General features: G+C 71.8%; 26 protein-coding genes. 23 read left to right on the top strand and 3 right to left on the bottom strand.

The annotated features are described in order from the left end of the window. Window position 1 precedes the first annotated feature (1 nt). Complete coding sequence (locus ACGFZA_RS31920; RefSeq protein ID WP_393683707.1) at window positions 2-247, bottom strand: hypothetical protein; 246 nt, start codon at window positions 245-247, stop codon at window positions 2-4. A gap of 158 nt (window positions 248-405) precedes the next feature. Beyond that, window positions 406-804: an XRE family transcriptional regulator gene (locus ACGFZA_RS31915; RefSeq protein WP_393683705.1), complete on the bottom strand. Its 399-nt coding sequence runs from the start codon at window positions 802-804 to the stop codon at window positions 406-408. A gap of 550 nt (window positions 805-1,354) precedes the next feature. Here ACGFZA_RS31915 and ACGFZA_RS31910 point away from each other — a divergent pair. From ACGFZA_RS31910 to ACGFZA_RS31825, 18 genes are all read left to right on the top strand, one after another. Then, window positions 1,355-1,618, top strand: a complete 264-nt coding sequence (locus ACGFZA_RS31910) for a helix-turn-helix domain-containing protein (RefSeq protein WP_393683703.1) — start codon at window positions 1,355-1,357, stop codon at window positions 1,616-1,618. A gap of 82 nt (window positions 1,619-1,700) precedes the next feature. Further along, the gene (locus tag ACGFZA_RS31905; RefSeq protein WP_393683701.1) at window positions 1,701-2,111 is read left to right on the top strand and encodes a hypothetical protein; all 411 of its coding nucleotides are present in this window, start codon (window positions 1,701-1,703) and stop codon (window positions 2,109-2,111) included. Next, window positions 2,108-2,446, top strand: coding sequence for a phiSA1p31-related protein (locus tag ACGFZA_RS31900; protein ID WP_393683699.1), 339 nt, complete (start codon window positions 2,108-2,110; stop codon window positions 2,444-2,446). Before ACGFZA_RS31905 ends, ACGFZA_RS31900 begins: the two co-directional genes overlap by 4 nt. After that, window positions 2,443-2,841, top strand: coding sequence for a response regulator transcription factor (locus ACGFZA_RS31895; RefSeq protein WP_393683697.1), 399 nt, complete (start codon window positions 2,443-2,445; stop codon window positions 2,839-2,841). The genes ACGFZA_RS31900 and ACGFZA_RS31895 overlap by 4 nt, the downstream gene beginning before the upstream one ends. Further along, on the top strand, window positions 2,838-3,524 hold the full coding sequence (locus ACGFZA_RS31890; RefSeq protein ID WP_393683695.1) for a hypothetical protein: 687 nt from the start codon (window positions 2,838-2,840) through the stop codon (window positions 3,522-3,524). The genes ACGFZA_RS31895 and ACGFZA_RS31890 overlap by 4 nt, the downstream gene beginning before the upstream one ends. Beyond that, on the top strand, window positions 3,521-3,649 hold the full coding sequence (locus ACGFZA_RS31885) for a hypothetical protein (RefSeq protein ID WP_393683693.1): 129 nt from the start codon (window positions 3,521-3,523) through the stop codon (window positions 3,647-3,649). Before ACGFZA_RS31890 ends, ACGFZA_RS31885 begins: the two co-directional genes overlap by 4 nt. Beyond that, window positions 3,649-3,966: a hypothetical protein gene (locus tag ACGFZA_RS31880; protein WP_393683691.1), complete on the top strand. Its 318-nt coding sequence runs from the start codon at window positions 3,649-3,651 to the stop codon at window positions 3,964-3,966. The genes ACGFZA_RS31885 and ACGFZA_RS31880 overlap by 1 nt, the downstream gene beginning before the upstream one ends. Further along, window positions 3,959-4,210, top strand: a complete 252-nt coding sequence (locus ACGFZA_RS31875; protein ID WP_393683689.1) for a hypothetical protein — start codon at window positions 3,959-3,961, stop codon at window positions 4,208-4,210. Before ACGFZA_RS31880 ends, ACGFZA_RS31875 begins: the two co-directional genes overlap by 8 nt. Then, window positions 4,207-4,416: a hypothetical protein gene (locus tag ACGFZA_RS31870; protein WP_393683687.1), complete on the top strand. Its 210-nt coding sequence runs from the start codon at window positions 4,207-4,209 to the stop codon at window positions 4,414-4,416. The genes ACGFZA_RS31875 and ACGFZA_RS31870 overlap by 4 nt, the downstream gene beginning before the upstream one ends. After that, the gene (locus tag ACGFZA_RS31865; RefSeq protein ID WP_393683685.1) at window positions 4,413-4,844 is read left to right on the top strand and encodes a hypothetical protein; all 432 of its coding nucleotides are present in this window, start codon (window positions 4,413-4,415) and stop codon (window positions 4,842-4,844) included. The genes ACGFZA_RS31870 and ACGFZA_RS31865 overlap by 4 nt, the downstream gene beginning before the upstream one ends. A 24-nt stretch (window positions 4,845-4,868) precedes the next feature. Further along, window positions 4,869-6,476 carry a hypothetical protein gene (locus tag ACGFZA_RS31860; RefSeq protein WP_393683683.1) on the top strand — a complete coding sequence of 536 codons (1,608 nt, stop codon included), beginning with the start codon at window positions 4,869-4,871 and terminating at the stop codon, window positions 6,474-6,476. Then, entirely contained in the window at window positions 6,473-6,787 is a 315-nt protein-coding gene (locus ACGFZA_RS31855; RefSeq protein WP_393683681.1) for a hypothetical protein, read from the top strand. Before ACGFZA_RS31860 ends, ACGFZA_RS31855 begins: the two co-directional genes overlap by 4 nt. Beyond that, window positions 6,775-6,990, top strand: coding sequence for a hypothetical protein (locus ACGFZA_RS31850; RefSeq protein WP_393683679.1), 216 nt, complete (start codon window positions 6,775-6,777; stop codon window positions 6,988-6,990). The genes ACGFZA_RS31855 and ACGFZA_RS31850 overlap by 13 nt, the downstream gene beginning before the upstream one ends. Beyond that, complete coding sequence (locus tag ACGFZA_RS31845) at window positions 6,987-7,469, top strand: histone-like nucleoid-structuring protein Lsr2 (RefSeq protein WP_393683677.1); 483 nt, start codon at window positions 6,987-6,989, stop codon at window positions 7,467-7,469. Before ACGFZA_RS31850 ends, ACGFZA_RS31845 begins: the two co-directional genes overlap by 4 nt. 26 nt (window positions 7,470-7,495) lie before the next feature. Beyond that, window positions 7,496-7,777: a hypothetical protein gene (locus ACGFZA_RS31840; RefSeq protein WP_393683675.1), complete on the top strand. Its 282-nt coding sequence runs from the start codon at window positions 7,496-7,498 to the stop codon at window positions 7,775-7,777. After that, window positions 7,774-8,010 (top strand): hypothetical protein, encoded by a 237-nt coding sequence (locus tag ACGFZA_RS31835; RefSeq protein ID WP_393683673.1) that lies wholly within the window; start codon window positions 7,774-7,776, stop codon window positions 8,008-8,010. Before ACGFZA_RS31840 ends, ACGFZA_RS31835 begins: the two co-directional genes overlap by 4 nt. Further along, window positions 7,997-8,530, top strand: a complete 534-nt coding sequence (locus ACGFZA_RS31830) for a hypothetical protein (RefSeq protein ID WP_393683671.1) — start codon at window positions 7,997-7,999, stop codon at window positions 8,528-8,530. Before ACGFZA_RS31835 ends, ACGFZA_RS31830 begins: the two co-directional genes overlap by 14 nt. A gap of 29 nt (window positions 8,531-8,559) precedes the next feature. Continuing rightward, window positions 8,560-9,303, top strand: a complete 744-nt coding sequence (locus ACGFZA_RS31825) for a hypothetical protein (RefSeq protein ID WP_393683669.1) — start codon at window positions 8,560-8,562, stop codon at window positions 9,301-9,303. Between the two features lie 64 nt (window positions 9,304-9,367). Here ACGFZA_RS31825 and ACGFZA_RS31820 read toward each other — a convergent pair whose 3' ends face one another. Continuing rightward, the gene (locus tag ACGFZA_RS31820; RefSeq protein WP_393683667.1) at window positions 9,368-9,589 is read right to left on the bottom strand and encodes a hypothetical protein; all 222 of its coding nucleotides are present in this window, start codon (window positions 9,587-9,589) and stop codon (window positions 9,368-9,370) included. A gap of 201 nt (window positions 9,590-9,790) precedes the next feature. Between ACGFZA_RS31820 and ACGFZA_RS31815 the strand changes: the two genes are divergently transcribed. The 5 genes from ACGFZA_RS31815 (at window position 9,791) to ACGFZA_RS31795 (ending at window position 12,680) form a co-directional block, all read left to right on the top strand. Beyond that, window positions 9,791-10,120 (top strand): hypothetical protein, encoded by a 330-nt coding sequence (locus ACGFZA_RS31815; protein ID WP_393683665.1) that lies wholly within the window; start codon window positions 9,791-9,793, stop codon window positions 10,118-10,120. After that, window positions 10,120-10,260 (top strand): hypothetical protein, encoded by a 141-nt coding sequence (locus ACGFZA_RS31810; RefSeq protein WP_393683663.1) that lies wholly within the window; start codon window positions 10,120-10,122, stop codon window positions 10,258-10,260. Before ACGFZA_RS31815 ends, ACGFZA_RS31810 begins: the two co-directional genes overlap by 1 nt. 54 nt (window positions 10,261-10,314) lie before the next feature. After that, window positions 10,315-11,496 carry a DUF2637 domain-containing protein gene (locus ACGFZA_RS31805; protein ID WP_393683783.1) on the top strand — a complete coding sequence of 394 codons (1,182 nt, stop codon included), beginning with the start codon at window positions 10,315-10,317 and terminating at the stop codon, window positions 11,494-11,496. A 73-nt stretch (window positions 11,497-11,569) separates the two neighbouring features. Further along, the gene (locus ACGFZA_RS31800; protein ID WP_393683661.1) at window positions 11,570-12,214 is read left to right on the top strand and encodes a hypothetical protein; all 645 of its coding nucleotides are present in this window, start codon (window positions 11,570-11,572) and stop codon (window positions 12,212-12,214) included. 13 nt (window positions 12,215-12,227) lie between these two features. After that, entirely contained in the window at window positions 12,228-12,680 is a 453-nt protein-coding gene (locus tag ACGFZA_RS31795; protein ID WP_393683659.1) for a hypothetical protein, read from the top strand. The last annotated feature ends 1 nt before the right edge of the window (window position 12,681 follow it).

Raw genomic sequence — 12,681 nt, 5'->3', positions numbered from 1 at the left:
GCTAGGAGACCCGGCGCAGACGGGCCGGTCCCTCGGGGTCGGCCCACTTCTGTTCCCACAGGCGCTGGCCTGTGATGTGTACGAGGTACTCATTCATCTCAGCAACGGCTCTGTCGCTCATCTCGCCCCGCAGGACCAGCCAGCACAGCTCGCCCTCGATCTCCACGGGGTAGACCGTGCGGCCTCCCGGGAGGTAATCAACCAGCTCGATGTGCGCTGTCGCGCTGCCGTCCGTCGCTTCCGTCATCGTGCCCCCTTGCATGGGTGGACCATATTCGCTCAGGCGTTCGAACGAAAGGCCGCTGAGCTGTTATGAAGCGCCCCCCAGGCGTGTCCAGGACACTGCCACATCTGTTCAGGGTGTGACTAGAGTTAATCAAGGAGTAGTCAAAAGTCGTACGAGTCTCAATCTCCGGACTGCCGCCGAGACCGCTCGAACGTCTCGGCGATTGCGGCCAGTTGGCGGAGGTCATCTTCCGACATCTCTTCAACGCGGGCCACGAGGAGACGAGCAGCCCTCGACTGGGTGCGGATCTCCGTCATCCCGAGATACTGCGCCGCGGCCGCTTCTTGCACCACGCGCGCCGGCAGCTCGAGGCCGAGCGCCAGAGCGATCAACAGCTCTTCGCTCGGCGTGTCCGTAGGTCGACCGTTCTCGAGCTTGGAGATCCACCCGAACTTGGCCTGCGCCCCGCTGACCGGGTCGACGGCGCGGGCCTCCAGGGTTCGCAGGCTGATGCCCAGCTCGGCTCGCCGCGTCCGCACAAGATCGTTTAGTTGCGTTCTCTGCTGCTGCTCCACCATGAGGCTCATCCTGTCTGCTCGCTCCCTATCGCACACCTGTTGTCTATGTGGCTGATGTGGAGAGCTGAGCCTTTCCCCTGATCAGCCGCCACTGCTGTTCACAGGGCTCGACAGATTGTCTACGGTACCGACCCGCGTGCGGTAGGGCGCACGGCGGGTTGGCCTGAAATTCGGCGCTGTGCGTCTGCGTAGACAACACGTCTACGGGTGTGTAACGTCCCTTCTGTTCACGCAAACGCACAGAGCGTCTACGGAGGTGACTAGTGGACGCATCCGACGAGATGTACCTACTGATAGACCCTGACCTGCTGCGCACGCTCATGCGGCGCACAGGGACGGGAGCCCGGATCACGGTCCGGGAACTGGCCGAGGCTGTGCGGGTACACCCGAGCCTCATTGGCTTCCTGCTCACGGGCAGGCAGCAGACCACCGCGCAGCCCACCGCGAAGGCAATTGCCACCAGGCTGGGAGTCGACCTCTTGGTCCTCTGGTCCCCGGTAGGCCGATCAACGCCCGCCCCTGCGGGTGAGCACGCTACGGCGGTGCCGGCATGAGCGCCCGCACCTACCCCGAGGCAGCCGAGATCCTCCGCGTTCATGAGCGCTGGCTGCGCCGCAACATCTCGAGCCTGCCGCACACCAAAAAGGGCCGCACCGTGACATTCACGGATGCCGACCTTGAGCGCATCGACCAGCTGCACCACGTCGAACCGGCGACCGGCCCTCTGGCCTCGGTCACCCACGCCACACCTGGCCCCCACCCGCTGGCGGCTCTCAAGCCGCTCCCGGCGAAGCGCCGCGCCGTTCGCGCATGAAAACGGGGCCGCCGCGGACCGGGCCTGGTCCGTGACAGCCCCCTCACCCGGCACACCTCAACCTTCAGAAATCGAGGTCACCGTGACCCCCGAGACTACCCGCCCTACACCGACCGGCACGCTTGCCGATCTCGCCTCGGCCATCGAGGCCCTGGCCTACCTGCAGCGCACGTTCCCGACGCTGCCCACCCTGCACGTCATCCTGCTCCACAACGGCGCCAGCCTCGACCTGCAGGCCAACTCCCCCGACGCGTTCGAGCAGTGGCGCACCGCCCTGCAGATTCCGCCGGCCGCCGTCGAGCTGCACGCCTACTACGAGGGCGCGTGGCTCCACGCCGTCGCTGCGGCCCGAGGCATCGCCACCATCCTCACCGGCCACGGCCTGCCCATCACCGCCGACCAGGCCCGCACTGAGCAGGACCCGGACGGCATCCGCCCGACTGCCGCCATCACCGTCACCACCCTCCCCGAGGCCATCGGTGATGCAGCGTGAAGACCATCATCGAGCGGACCGCCGAGGCCGCCGGGTTCACCTTCGACCTGTCGCTGACGTGGATCGACACGTACGGGGACCGGTGGACCTGGACCGGCGACACGGACGAGTCCGGCATGGCTGTCATGCAGCGCAGCGAGGGCTCCCCTCGGCGCCTGTCGTACGTCTACTGGACGTTCGGGCCGCTGATCCCGGCGCCGCACCCCGTCACCTACGCCGACCGGCGCGCCGCGCTGACCGCAACGTCGTGCACCGCGCCCGACGAACAGGACGAGAAAGCGACGCCGCTCACCCTCGCCGGGCTGCTCGGCCGGCTGCGCAGGCGGTCGGCATGACGAACCAGCTCGAGGACATCCGTACCCGCCTCCTGGTCGTCGCCGAGGAGCGTGACCTGCCCATCACCACGGCCGACGTCCACGCCCTGGCCGTGGCGGCCGCCGAGGCCGCAACAGCCTCGGTCACCCTTTCCGTGCCCGGCGCCGGCAGTGTGCGACTGAGGAACCAGCAGACCCGCGTGCTGATCGGCATGGCACTCGGTGAATCGGTGGAGCAGATCGCGCGCCGCATGTGCCTGCGCCCCGACACCGTGCGCAGCCACCGTCAGACCCTGTACCGCGCCCTCGGCGTTCGCACTGGCCCCCACGCTGTGGCGGTCGGCATGTCGCTGGGCCTGATTCGCCCTGGCACCAGGCTCCCCCTGCCCGGCCAGCGCACAGGGAGCGCAGCATGATCGACGCGACCGAATCCACGCTGCAGGCCGTCATCGGTGACGCGATCCTGACCCGTCTGGCCGGCGCATCCCGCGCCACGATGCGGGTCACGCTCGAGCGGTCCCGCGGCGGCCCCGGATACCCGGCCCGCGACACCTGGACCGGCACGGTGGACGGCCTCGCCGACCACATCGCCGCGGCGCTGGAGAAGACCACCCCGTACGGGGCCGAGGTCACTGCAGCAGTCGCCACGGCGCGCACCGTCGTCCTGACCGCGCTGGCCCGGGCCCTGCGGGAGCACCCCACCGCCGGACGCATCCTCGACGGCCTGGGCGAGCTCGGCGAGGCCGTCATCCAGGAGGACCTGGGCGAGGCCCGGTCCTGGGTGGACGGCATCAGCCTGCTCGCCGGTCTGCCGACCACCCCGGACACCGGTCTGACGTACTACCGGGCCTCCCACGAATCGATCGTGGTCGGCCGGTACACCACCGAGGCCGTCGCCCGCCGGCACTGCGAGCAGCTGCTCAGCAACGAGCACCCCGAGGACCCCGTGCTGATCTTCGACTGGATCGGCGACGAGTCCGAGCCGGACGAGCCGTGGGAGCTCACCGTCCAGATCGACGGTGGCGACGAGCAGCCCACCGGCTACGTCGTCCAGGCACTGCGCGTCGAGGCGGAGCCCGACCCGGACGCCGAGTGGTGACCAGCGAGGCCGCGTTACTCCTCGCTGTCCTCGCTCTCGGCCTGCTCGACCTGGCCGCCATCGTCATCGGCTGGCTCGCCGACCGCCACATCACCCGCACCGCACACCACCACAAGGAGGGCTGATGGCCACCGGATTCAACGACCCGCCCCCGTTCAAGGCGAAGTCGTCGCGCAAGAAGAAGGAAATCACCGACCCGCTGGAGAACCTGCCGCGCCTCGGCCTCCACCCCGTCACCCCCGGCACGTGCACCATCCCGCTCTGCGGCGACGTCGCCGAACTCACCGACGAGGACACCCTGCAGGACGGATGGGTACGCGCCGGTGTCTACGGCTCGCCCGAGCCCGACCGGGTCTGGTGCTCCGGCCTCTGCGCCACGTACGGCATCGCCCTGGCCGAGGTCCGCGTCACCTCCCCGACGCGGGAGACCGCCAGTGCCTGACGCGATCGCCTCCTGGGGGATCGTGCTCGCCGTCGGCGTGGCCCTGGTCCTGGTGTCCACGTACACCCGTGGCCGCCGAGCTCCCACGGCCGGCCCCGACGGCGACCGCACCGGCGCCCCGCCGGACAGCGAAATCTGGGCCGCCTGCCACTCCCTGACGTGCGCTCACAACTCGCGGCCGCACGACGTCACCGCGGCCGGTCTGGTCTGCAGGCGCTGCGGCCGGATCTACACCGACCGGTGACCGGGTCCGTACGCCCCTGCACGGACGTCGACCCGCACCACGGCCTCACCTACGCCCGCCGGTACGTGACCGGCTGGAAGTGCGACCGCCACACCCCGGCCGCCTGGGCGGGCCGACCGGAATCCCCGCCCGGTCCCGGCTGGCCCGCCGGGTCCTACCTCAACCAGAACACCGAACCGCCGGCAGAACAGGAACCGTCGCCATGACCACCGCTGCAGCACCACACCGGCCGAGCCCGGCCGACCTCGCCACGAAGACGCCCGCACACCAGCGGGCCCAGGAGCGGCAGGCCGCGCTGCTCGCCCCCGCCGCGATCCCCCCGACCGCCCGGTTCCGAGTGGAGTTCGGCCGCGCGATCCGCTGCTGCGGCATGACGCCCAACCCCCGACTCGTCGCCCTGACCCTGGCCATGTTCGGCAACTACCGCACCGGCCACATCCCGGAACACCGGCAGCCCCGCCTCCACGGCCTGGCCGAGGCAACCGGACTGTCCGCCGGACAGGTGGTCGTCGCGCTGCGGGTCCTCGAGTCCCGCGGCTGGATCAGCTGCCAGGGGTCACGCAACTACGACCAGGGCTCGCTGCGCGCCCACATCCCCCAGCACGCCGCAGCCTCACTCGTCCAGCACAACTGACCCACCCACACCCCGGAGACCCCGTTGACCGCCGCCGTCGCGTACGCAGCAGCCCCCGCTGCTGCTGCGCCGTGCCCGCAGCCGCCCCGCGCGGCCGCCCACGCACGGCCGCGCACCGGCGGCGGTCTGCGGGTCCGTGTCCCCCTGCGCCTGGTCGTAGGTGCTCAGTACAGCGACGCTGCCCTGAGCACCTACGTCAAGATCGCAGCACTCGCGATGCGCCCCGAGAACTGCCGGGCCGAGGTCGCAACAATCGCCACGTACCTCGGCCTGTCCAAGACGGCGGTTGAGCGCGCCCTGACGCAGCTCACCACGGCCGGCACGGACGGCATCGCCGAGGTCATCACCGTCCGGCACACCTCCCGCGACGGAGAGGGCGAGTCCGCCGAGCGCTGGGTGCGCACCATGGACGAGGACGAGCTGTTCGTCTGGCTGCCCGCCCGGGCCGCCACTTCGCTCCCGCCCCGCCAGCTGCGCCTGTACGCCGTCATCGCCTACGCCCAGATCCGCCGCATGCCGCTGTCCCTCGCCGAGCTGCGGGACGTCGTACGCCACCAGTACGGCGACAGCGCCGGTGAGCCGCTCGGCGAGCGGCAGGTGATGCGGCTCCTGGACGAGCTCGAGGATTCCGGCTGGATCACGATCCACCGCCGCCAGGGGCCGCGCGGCCGCCACGCCTACGAGGCCCACCTGCACCCGCTTCACCCCGTCCTCGACGACGTCGACGAGGAGCCGACCGCGCCCGCGGCCGCTGCCGCTCCGGCCGCCGCGACCCCTGACATACATGACGGATCGGCTCCCCGCACAGCTGACGGTTCCCCGTCTAGGGAAGACCACAGGACTGACCGACTGTTGATGAACGAGCGGGTGGGTGGTGGGATCCGCCGCAGGCGAGAGACCGGTAGTACGCAGGCCCGCCCTGTGGATAACTCGGCCGGGGCATCGTTCCGCGGTGCGGGTCACGGCGAAAAGCGCAGCAACAACGGCGGGGCCACGAACCGGGCTTACACCGGCCCCGGGCTGCAGCTCTCGCCCCGCGTCTGGGCCGTCCTCGAGCCCGTACGCCACGAACTGGCCGCCATCCGCCCGTACGTGCTGCGCCGCATCGCCCACGAGATCGGCCGCCAGCTGGCCGGCGGCGCCGGATCCGAGCGGCTGACCGCCCGACTGGCCCGCCGCTGGGTGACCACCGACGCCCCACGCCGCGGCGACGTCGGACGCTGGATCCTCGGCTCCGGCCTGGTCCGCCGCGGCTGCGGCCTCGAGGCCTGCGAGGACGGCATCACCTGGCACACGGGCGACCTCTGCCCCGTCTGCCACGACAACGCCATGCACGCCCTGCAGGCCGCCGGGGCGCAGCAGCAGTCCGTGGTCCAGGAGCAGCCGCCCGAACCGCCGCCGCGGCCGCGCCCGGCCCGGGTGGCGTGGGTGGCGGTGCCCGCTCCGGCGGTGAGCAGCTGCTCACCCGTACCGGGCGGTGCCGAGCTCGCCGAGCTGCGGGCGGCCGCGACACCAGCCGCAGTCCGCCAGGCCATCACCGACCACGGACGGGCCCGGGCCACCTACCTCTACGGCCACGCCCTGGTACTGCCCCACCTCGCCACGCTCGACCCCGATGGGAGCCCAGCATGAAACCGAGCACCACTCACATCACCATCTGCCGTCGCTGCAACGCCCGGATCTGCTGGGCACTCACCACGGCGAACGGGCGCCGGCAACCCGTAGACGCCGAGCCCACCGCCGCGGGGAACCTGGCCGTGATGCAGGGCCCAGACGGGGTCCTGTACGTCCGGTCGGTCACCGCGGCCCGGCCCGACATCCGCCCCGGCGAGTGGCAGGCCATGCCCCACCACGCCACGTGCAAGGCGCCGCCGCCCAGGCGCAGCGCGCGGACGCCGGAGCGCACCACCGTGGGAGTGAGGCCGGTCCCGTGGCAGCGGTGAAGCGCCGGCGGCGCCTGGTCGAGCCCCGGGCGCTGTCGGAGGAGTGGCCGGACGGCACGTTCGGCGGTGTGCGGCTGGTCCCGGGCCGTCCGTCCGAGCCGATCCGGTGCCCCCGCCCCGATCCGCAGGCGGCAGAGCACCGCGCCGAACTGGTCGCCGAACTTGACCTGACCCGCACGCCGCGACGGCGGGACCGCCCATGACGATCGCCGCCCTGCGCCGCCTCATCGAGGACGAGACCGCAGCCGTACCGACCCCTCAGACCACCGCCAGAAAGAGGAACCCCATGAGCCAGCCGCCCGCCCCTCAGCCGTCTCCCACCGCCCCACCGCTCGCTGTCGGGAAATTGCTCGCCTGGGCCGAAGCGCACGACACCAAGTTCGTAGTCCGCAAGGGCGAGCAGGCCCGGCTGCTCCTGCGGGAGCTCCGTGGCCTGTACGCCAAGGACGAGGAGCGAGCCGAGGCCGACGCGGAGGAGCAGCGCCTGCTGCAGCAGCTCGAGGCCGTACGAGTCCGCAAGGAACAGCTGCGGCCCCGGCGGAAGACCTCGGCACCCGGCTACGACCAGACGACCGTCCGGGCGTGGGCCCGCGAGAACGGGCACACCGTGGCGGACCGCGGCTCGATCCCTGCCTCGGTCGTCGATGCCTGGCGCGCGTCGCAGACCGGCGGGGCTCAGTGATTACAGCTCGGCTTCGGTTCGTCGCCTTGGCCGCGGCCGCCGTCGCGGCCGCGGCGATGGCCGGCCTCTGCACCCGGGCCGGTCTGCTCATCCCCGGCGGCCTGCCCTGCCTGGTCATCGCCGGATTCTGCGCCGAGGGTGCCGCGTACGTCCGCCGTACCGCACACCGCCTGCAGGAGCAGTACCACCAGGCGCGGCTCCTGGCCGAGCTCGGCGCCGACGCTCCGTACACCAGCTGGTGCTGCGAGGGCGGATTCCTCACGATCGGTGCCAGTCACCGCCCCGGCTGCACCCGGGAGCCTCAGTGACCCTCCACATCGTCGTGAACTGCGACCGGTCCGTCCCGTACGGCACCTGCGCCGCACGGCTGTACACCGGCACCAGCACCGAGGACGAGGCCCTGGCCGTCGCCGAGCGCGCCAGCTGGGACATCAACGGCGGCGGCCGCGACTACTGCCCCGCCCACTCGCCCCGCACCCGGCCACCAACCCCACCGACCCCGCTGCGCCCACATCCAGGAGCCACCCATGACACCCACTGACGAACTCACCGCCGCCGCAAAGCTGCTGCGCACCCTCGCCACCGCCGCCAGCACCGCAAGCGACGGCACCCCAACCGCCGCATGGAACAGTCGGCCGTGCTGGCCAAACAACCCGAACAGCAACAGCAGCTACCTCTACGGCGACTACCTCACCCGCGACGACAGCAGCACCATCGCCTGGCCGCTCCTCCTGCGCGGGGGCAGCCAGCACCGGCAGGCCCACATGGAGACGCAGCACGCCGCCTACGCCTCCGCGATGGGCCCCGGGGTAGGTCTCGCCCTCGCCGACTGGCTGGAGGCCGTCGCCGACGGAATGAGCATCGCCGAGGTGACCGACTACGCCGCCCTCACGGTGGCCCGGCAGGTGCTCGCCTCCGTGGCCGCACCCGAAACCGCCCCGTCCTCCCCCGCCCCGTCCGAGACCGGGCTGCCCCCTGCTCTGCCGTGTACCGACCCGCGCCACACCGGATCCATCCGTGAGCAGCTCGGGTGTACGGGCCCCGACCCCGCCACCACCTGACCCACCGCCACCACCGCACGGAGACGCCCATGGACACCACCTGCGACATCTGCCACCACACCACCGGTGCCGACCGTTACCTGTGCGAGGCCTGCGAGTACCGGGCCCGGTCCTGGCTGTCCGGCCTGCCCGGGCAGGCCGAGCTCCTGCAGGACTACCTCGAGCCGACCGCAGGCCCGGCGCAGCGTGGTGGCAGCGGCCGCGCCCACTCACCCCTGCCCGTTGATCTCCGCGTCCTGGACCTGCTCGGCCCCGGGCACCCCGCACCGCTGGACGACCCGCACGGCGACCAGACCGCTGGCGCCCCGATCACCGCGCTGCTCGCCGGGTGGGCGCACTACATCGCCACGGACGTCCCGATCGTCTACACCGACCGCAGCGGCGTCCTCCGTACCGGGGCGCACCTGTATGCCGCTGCCGTGCCACGGTCCGGGACGGGCATCACCGCCTGGTCCACGTGGCTCGTCCGTTACCTCCCGTACGCGGTCACCCGCCCGTACGCCGTGCCGCTCTACGAGCAGGTGCAGCACCTGCAGGACCGAATCCAGCGGATCACCGATGCCCGGCCAGGCCGCCGCCACAAGCAGGCCCCCTGCCCTGTCTGCAGCGCGTTCGCCCTGGTCGAGCAGGACGGCGAGCTCCACATCGCCTGCGACGCCTGCGGGCACCGCCTCACCGCCACCGAGTACACCGCCCACCGCGACCAGGTCATGCCAGCACTCACTGCCCTCGCCCTCCGAATGATCACCCCGCAGAAGAAAGCCGCGGCCTGACCCGGACACGGCTGCGCCCCCGCCCAGGTGAGTTGGGCGGGGGCGCAGCGGGTGTGCGGTGGCTCTACTCGGCAGCCGGGGCCACCGTGCCGGCGCGCTGCATGATCTGCCGGATCTGTTCCCGGGACCAGCCGGTGCGCCGCGCGATCTCCGCCTGGGCGCCCCGCTCGTCCGTGGACTGGAGCAGGGCGACGACCTCGGCGGTGAGGGCGGCCCGCTCCCGGTCAAGGGCGGCCTCTGCGCGCCGGTAGCGGCGGGTGGCTGCGTCGAGGGCGGTGGTGTCCATGGCCGACATCATGCCACGCGATCAGCCAAGGAGATAGGCCAAGGCGCTTGACAATAGCCAAGTGGCTAGGCCAAGCTCGTTGACACGTTCGCGAGGCGGAACGCGGAAGGGCCCGGCGCTGACACGCCGGACCCGACCGCCAACGGGTGCTGACACACCCGCCGCAACGCCAGCCCCCTGCCATCAACAGGAGAGCCAGACATGATCGATCGTATCCGCGCCTCGGCCCCCGACATGGACTTAGCCCTCGCCCAGGCCCGCACCACCCCCGACCAGGCCACCCGCACCCTCCTGGCCGACATCGGCCGAGCTCTGTGCGGGACCAGCCCCACGCTCCTCATGCGAGAGGTCACCCGTCTCGCATACGCCGGACGTGTCGCAGCCGACGTCCACGGCATCGGCACCCCTCACGCCGTCGCCGCCACCGGCCGCCTGCTCCGCCACATGCCCCGCGTCGACTGGCCGACCACCGAGGCCCCCATCACCCGCGCCGAGTACGGCATGCGCCTCCTGAAAAGGGCCGGCGCCTGATGGACGCCGAACACCCCGCCGTCGAGCCCGCCGAGGCCGCCGCCGCGTACCAGCGTGGCCAGGAACTGATGCGCGCCGAGGCCGAGCGCCGCGCGGCCAACCAGTCCGCCGCAGACGCCCGCCCGGCCTCCACCGACTGACACACCGACCGGCCGGACCGCACCCCGTGGGGTCCGGCCACCCTTCACCGGGAGATCGCCGTGCCTTCCCGCCCCGTCCTCACACGCCTGCAGCGCCGACTCGTCGCCGCCGTCATCGTCCTCGCCGTCCTTCTCGCCGGAATCGGGTTCGCCGGCTCGTACGCCGCCGTCCGCTCTCTCGCCGAGGCAAAGAGGTTCGGCAGGTTCGCGCTCGTGTTCCCGCTCGGCCTGGACGCCGGCATCGTCGTGCTGCTCGCCCTCGATCTGCTGCTTGCCTGGATCCGGATCCCGTTCCCGCTGCTCCGTCAGACCGCCTGGCTGCTCACCGCCGCCACCATCGCGTTCAACGCGGCGGCCGCATGGCCGGACCCGGTCGGCACCGGCATGCACGCCGTCATCCCGGTCCTGTTCATCATCACGGTGGAGGCCGGCCGTCACGCCGTGGGCCGCCTCGCCGACATCACCGCCGACCGGGACATGGACACCGTCCGTATCTCCCGCTGGCTCCTCTCACCCGTCCCCACGTTCCGGCTGTGGCGCCGCATGAAGCTCTGGGAGCTCCGCAGCTACGAACAGGTCATCCAGCTCGAGCAGGACCGCCTCATCTACCGGGCCCGGCTGCAGGCACGGTACGGGCGGACGTGGCGGTGGACTGCACCCGTCGAACTGCGGCTGCAGCTGCGCCTGGCCCGGTACGGCCGCACCCTGCCCGCACTCATCGCGCAGCCGGATGCAGCCGAGGACCCGCAGCCGGATGCAACCGCATTCGACCGGGCCGCAGCCGAAGCTATTGCACTCGCCCCGCCCGCAGCCGCACTCGCGCTCGCCGCCGCACCAGCAGCCGTGCAGCCGGATGCGCTCGTGCAGCCGACTGCGCAACCGGCTGCACCCGCACCCACCAACACCCTCCCTCCGGGCGCGCGACTGCTGCCGGTCGTATGCCGGCCACAGCCCGCACTCGGCGCCACCGGGCTGCATCTCGACCTCGTACTCATGCCTGACCTGCACCCCGACGTCACCGCGGATGCGCAGCCGCACCCCCGGCTGCGCACGCAATCGGCTGCACGCCCCGACGATGCAGCCGTGATCGAGCAGGCCGCCGCACTCGCACTGACCGGTCCGCTGACCCTCCGGCGACTGCAGGGGGAACTCGGCATCGGGCAGCGCCGCGCGCAACGCATCCTCCCCGCAGTCGAGGAGCACATCCGGGCGACTGCATCCGCATCCACCGGCTGACCGCAGCCGCACCCACCGCACTCGCATCCGGTCGCATCCGGCTGCGCATCCGCATCCACATAAGGACTGAGCAGTGAGCACCGACCACGGCGCCCCCGACCCGACCGAACGGAAGATCAGCAACTGGCTACGCCGCACCATCGACGGCCCACCGGCCGAGAAGCAGCCGCCGAAGGCCGTCCCGCTCGTCGAGGTCCACGTCATCCCACAGCCCGAGAACGAGGCCGAGGACGACGAGGACCAGGAGGACCAGGAGCAGCCGGACCGGCCGTGGTGGGACGTACGGCCCAGCGCGTTCGGAATCGGCCACCACGCCCCTGCGGCCCCGCCCACGCCGCAGGAGACCATCGCGGCCGCGCCCGGCATCCACGTCACCGTCAACCAGCCCGCCACCGAACCAGGCCCGTCACTCAAGGACGAACTGGCCCGTGCGCGACGCCACCGCCGCCGGGTGTGGCTCGCCTACCACGGCAGCGCGGCCGGTGTCGGCTGGTACGCCGGCCTCGCCCATGCGATGGCCGACCTCCTCAACTCCGCAGGCCCCGGAGCCCCCGCCGCCGGCATCGCCATGGCCGGAGTCACGTACGTCATCGCCTCGTACCTCCCCGGCCTGCCCTACATGCCCCCCGCGCTGCGCCCCATCACCATCTGGGCCGCCCGGATCCCCGTCTGCACCGCCGTCCTCGCCCTGGCGCTCCACGCGCCCGGCACCCTCTAGGAGACGACCCGTCATGTACCTCGCAGCGCCCAACAGTGGGAGCGCCGTCCTCGGATTCATGGGATCGGGCGGCCTGGCCCTGTGCCTCACCTTCCTGCTCGTTTTCGGCGTCATCGGCAAGGGCTCACGCAAGCTCGACATCCTCTGGGCCGGAGTCGTCGCGTTCGCCGCCGGGTCCGCCTACACCGCCGCCGGGAAGATCTGGGACAGCCCCGAACAGGTCGTACAACAGGGCTGGACCGGCCTGGGCGTAGGCGGCAGCGGCGGGCCCTTCGGAGAGTTCGGCATCGGCGCGGCCTGCACCCTGCTCGTGATCCTGATGGTGGTCGCCCCACTGAACCCGACCCGGTCCGCAGTCCTCTGCCTGATCGCCGCATTCACGTGGCCGGCCGCTGGCGACGGTGCAATCTGGGCCGTCCCCGGCCAGTTCATCGCAGCCCTGTTCATGATGGTCGGAGGCGGCTGAC

This window comes from Streptomyces sp. NPDC048211 (assembly GCF_043202315.1).
Classification (GTDB): Bacteria; Actinomycetota; Actinomycetes; order Streptomycetales; family Streptomycetaceae; genus Streptomyces.
Note: the sequence above shows the minus strand (reverse complement) of the source record. Positions and strands in the feature narration are given on the sequence as shown.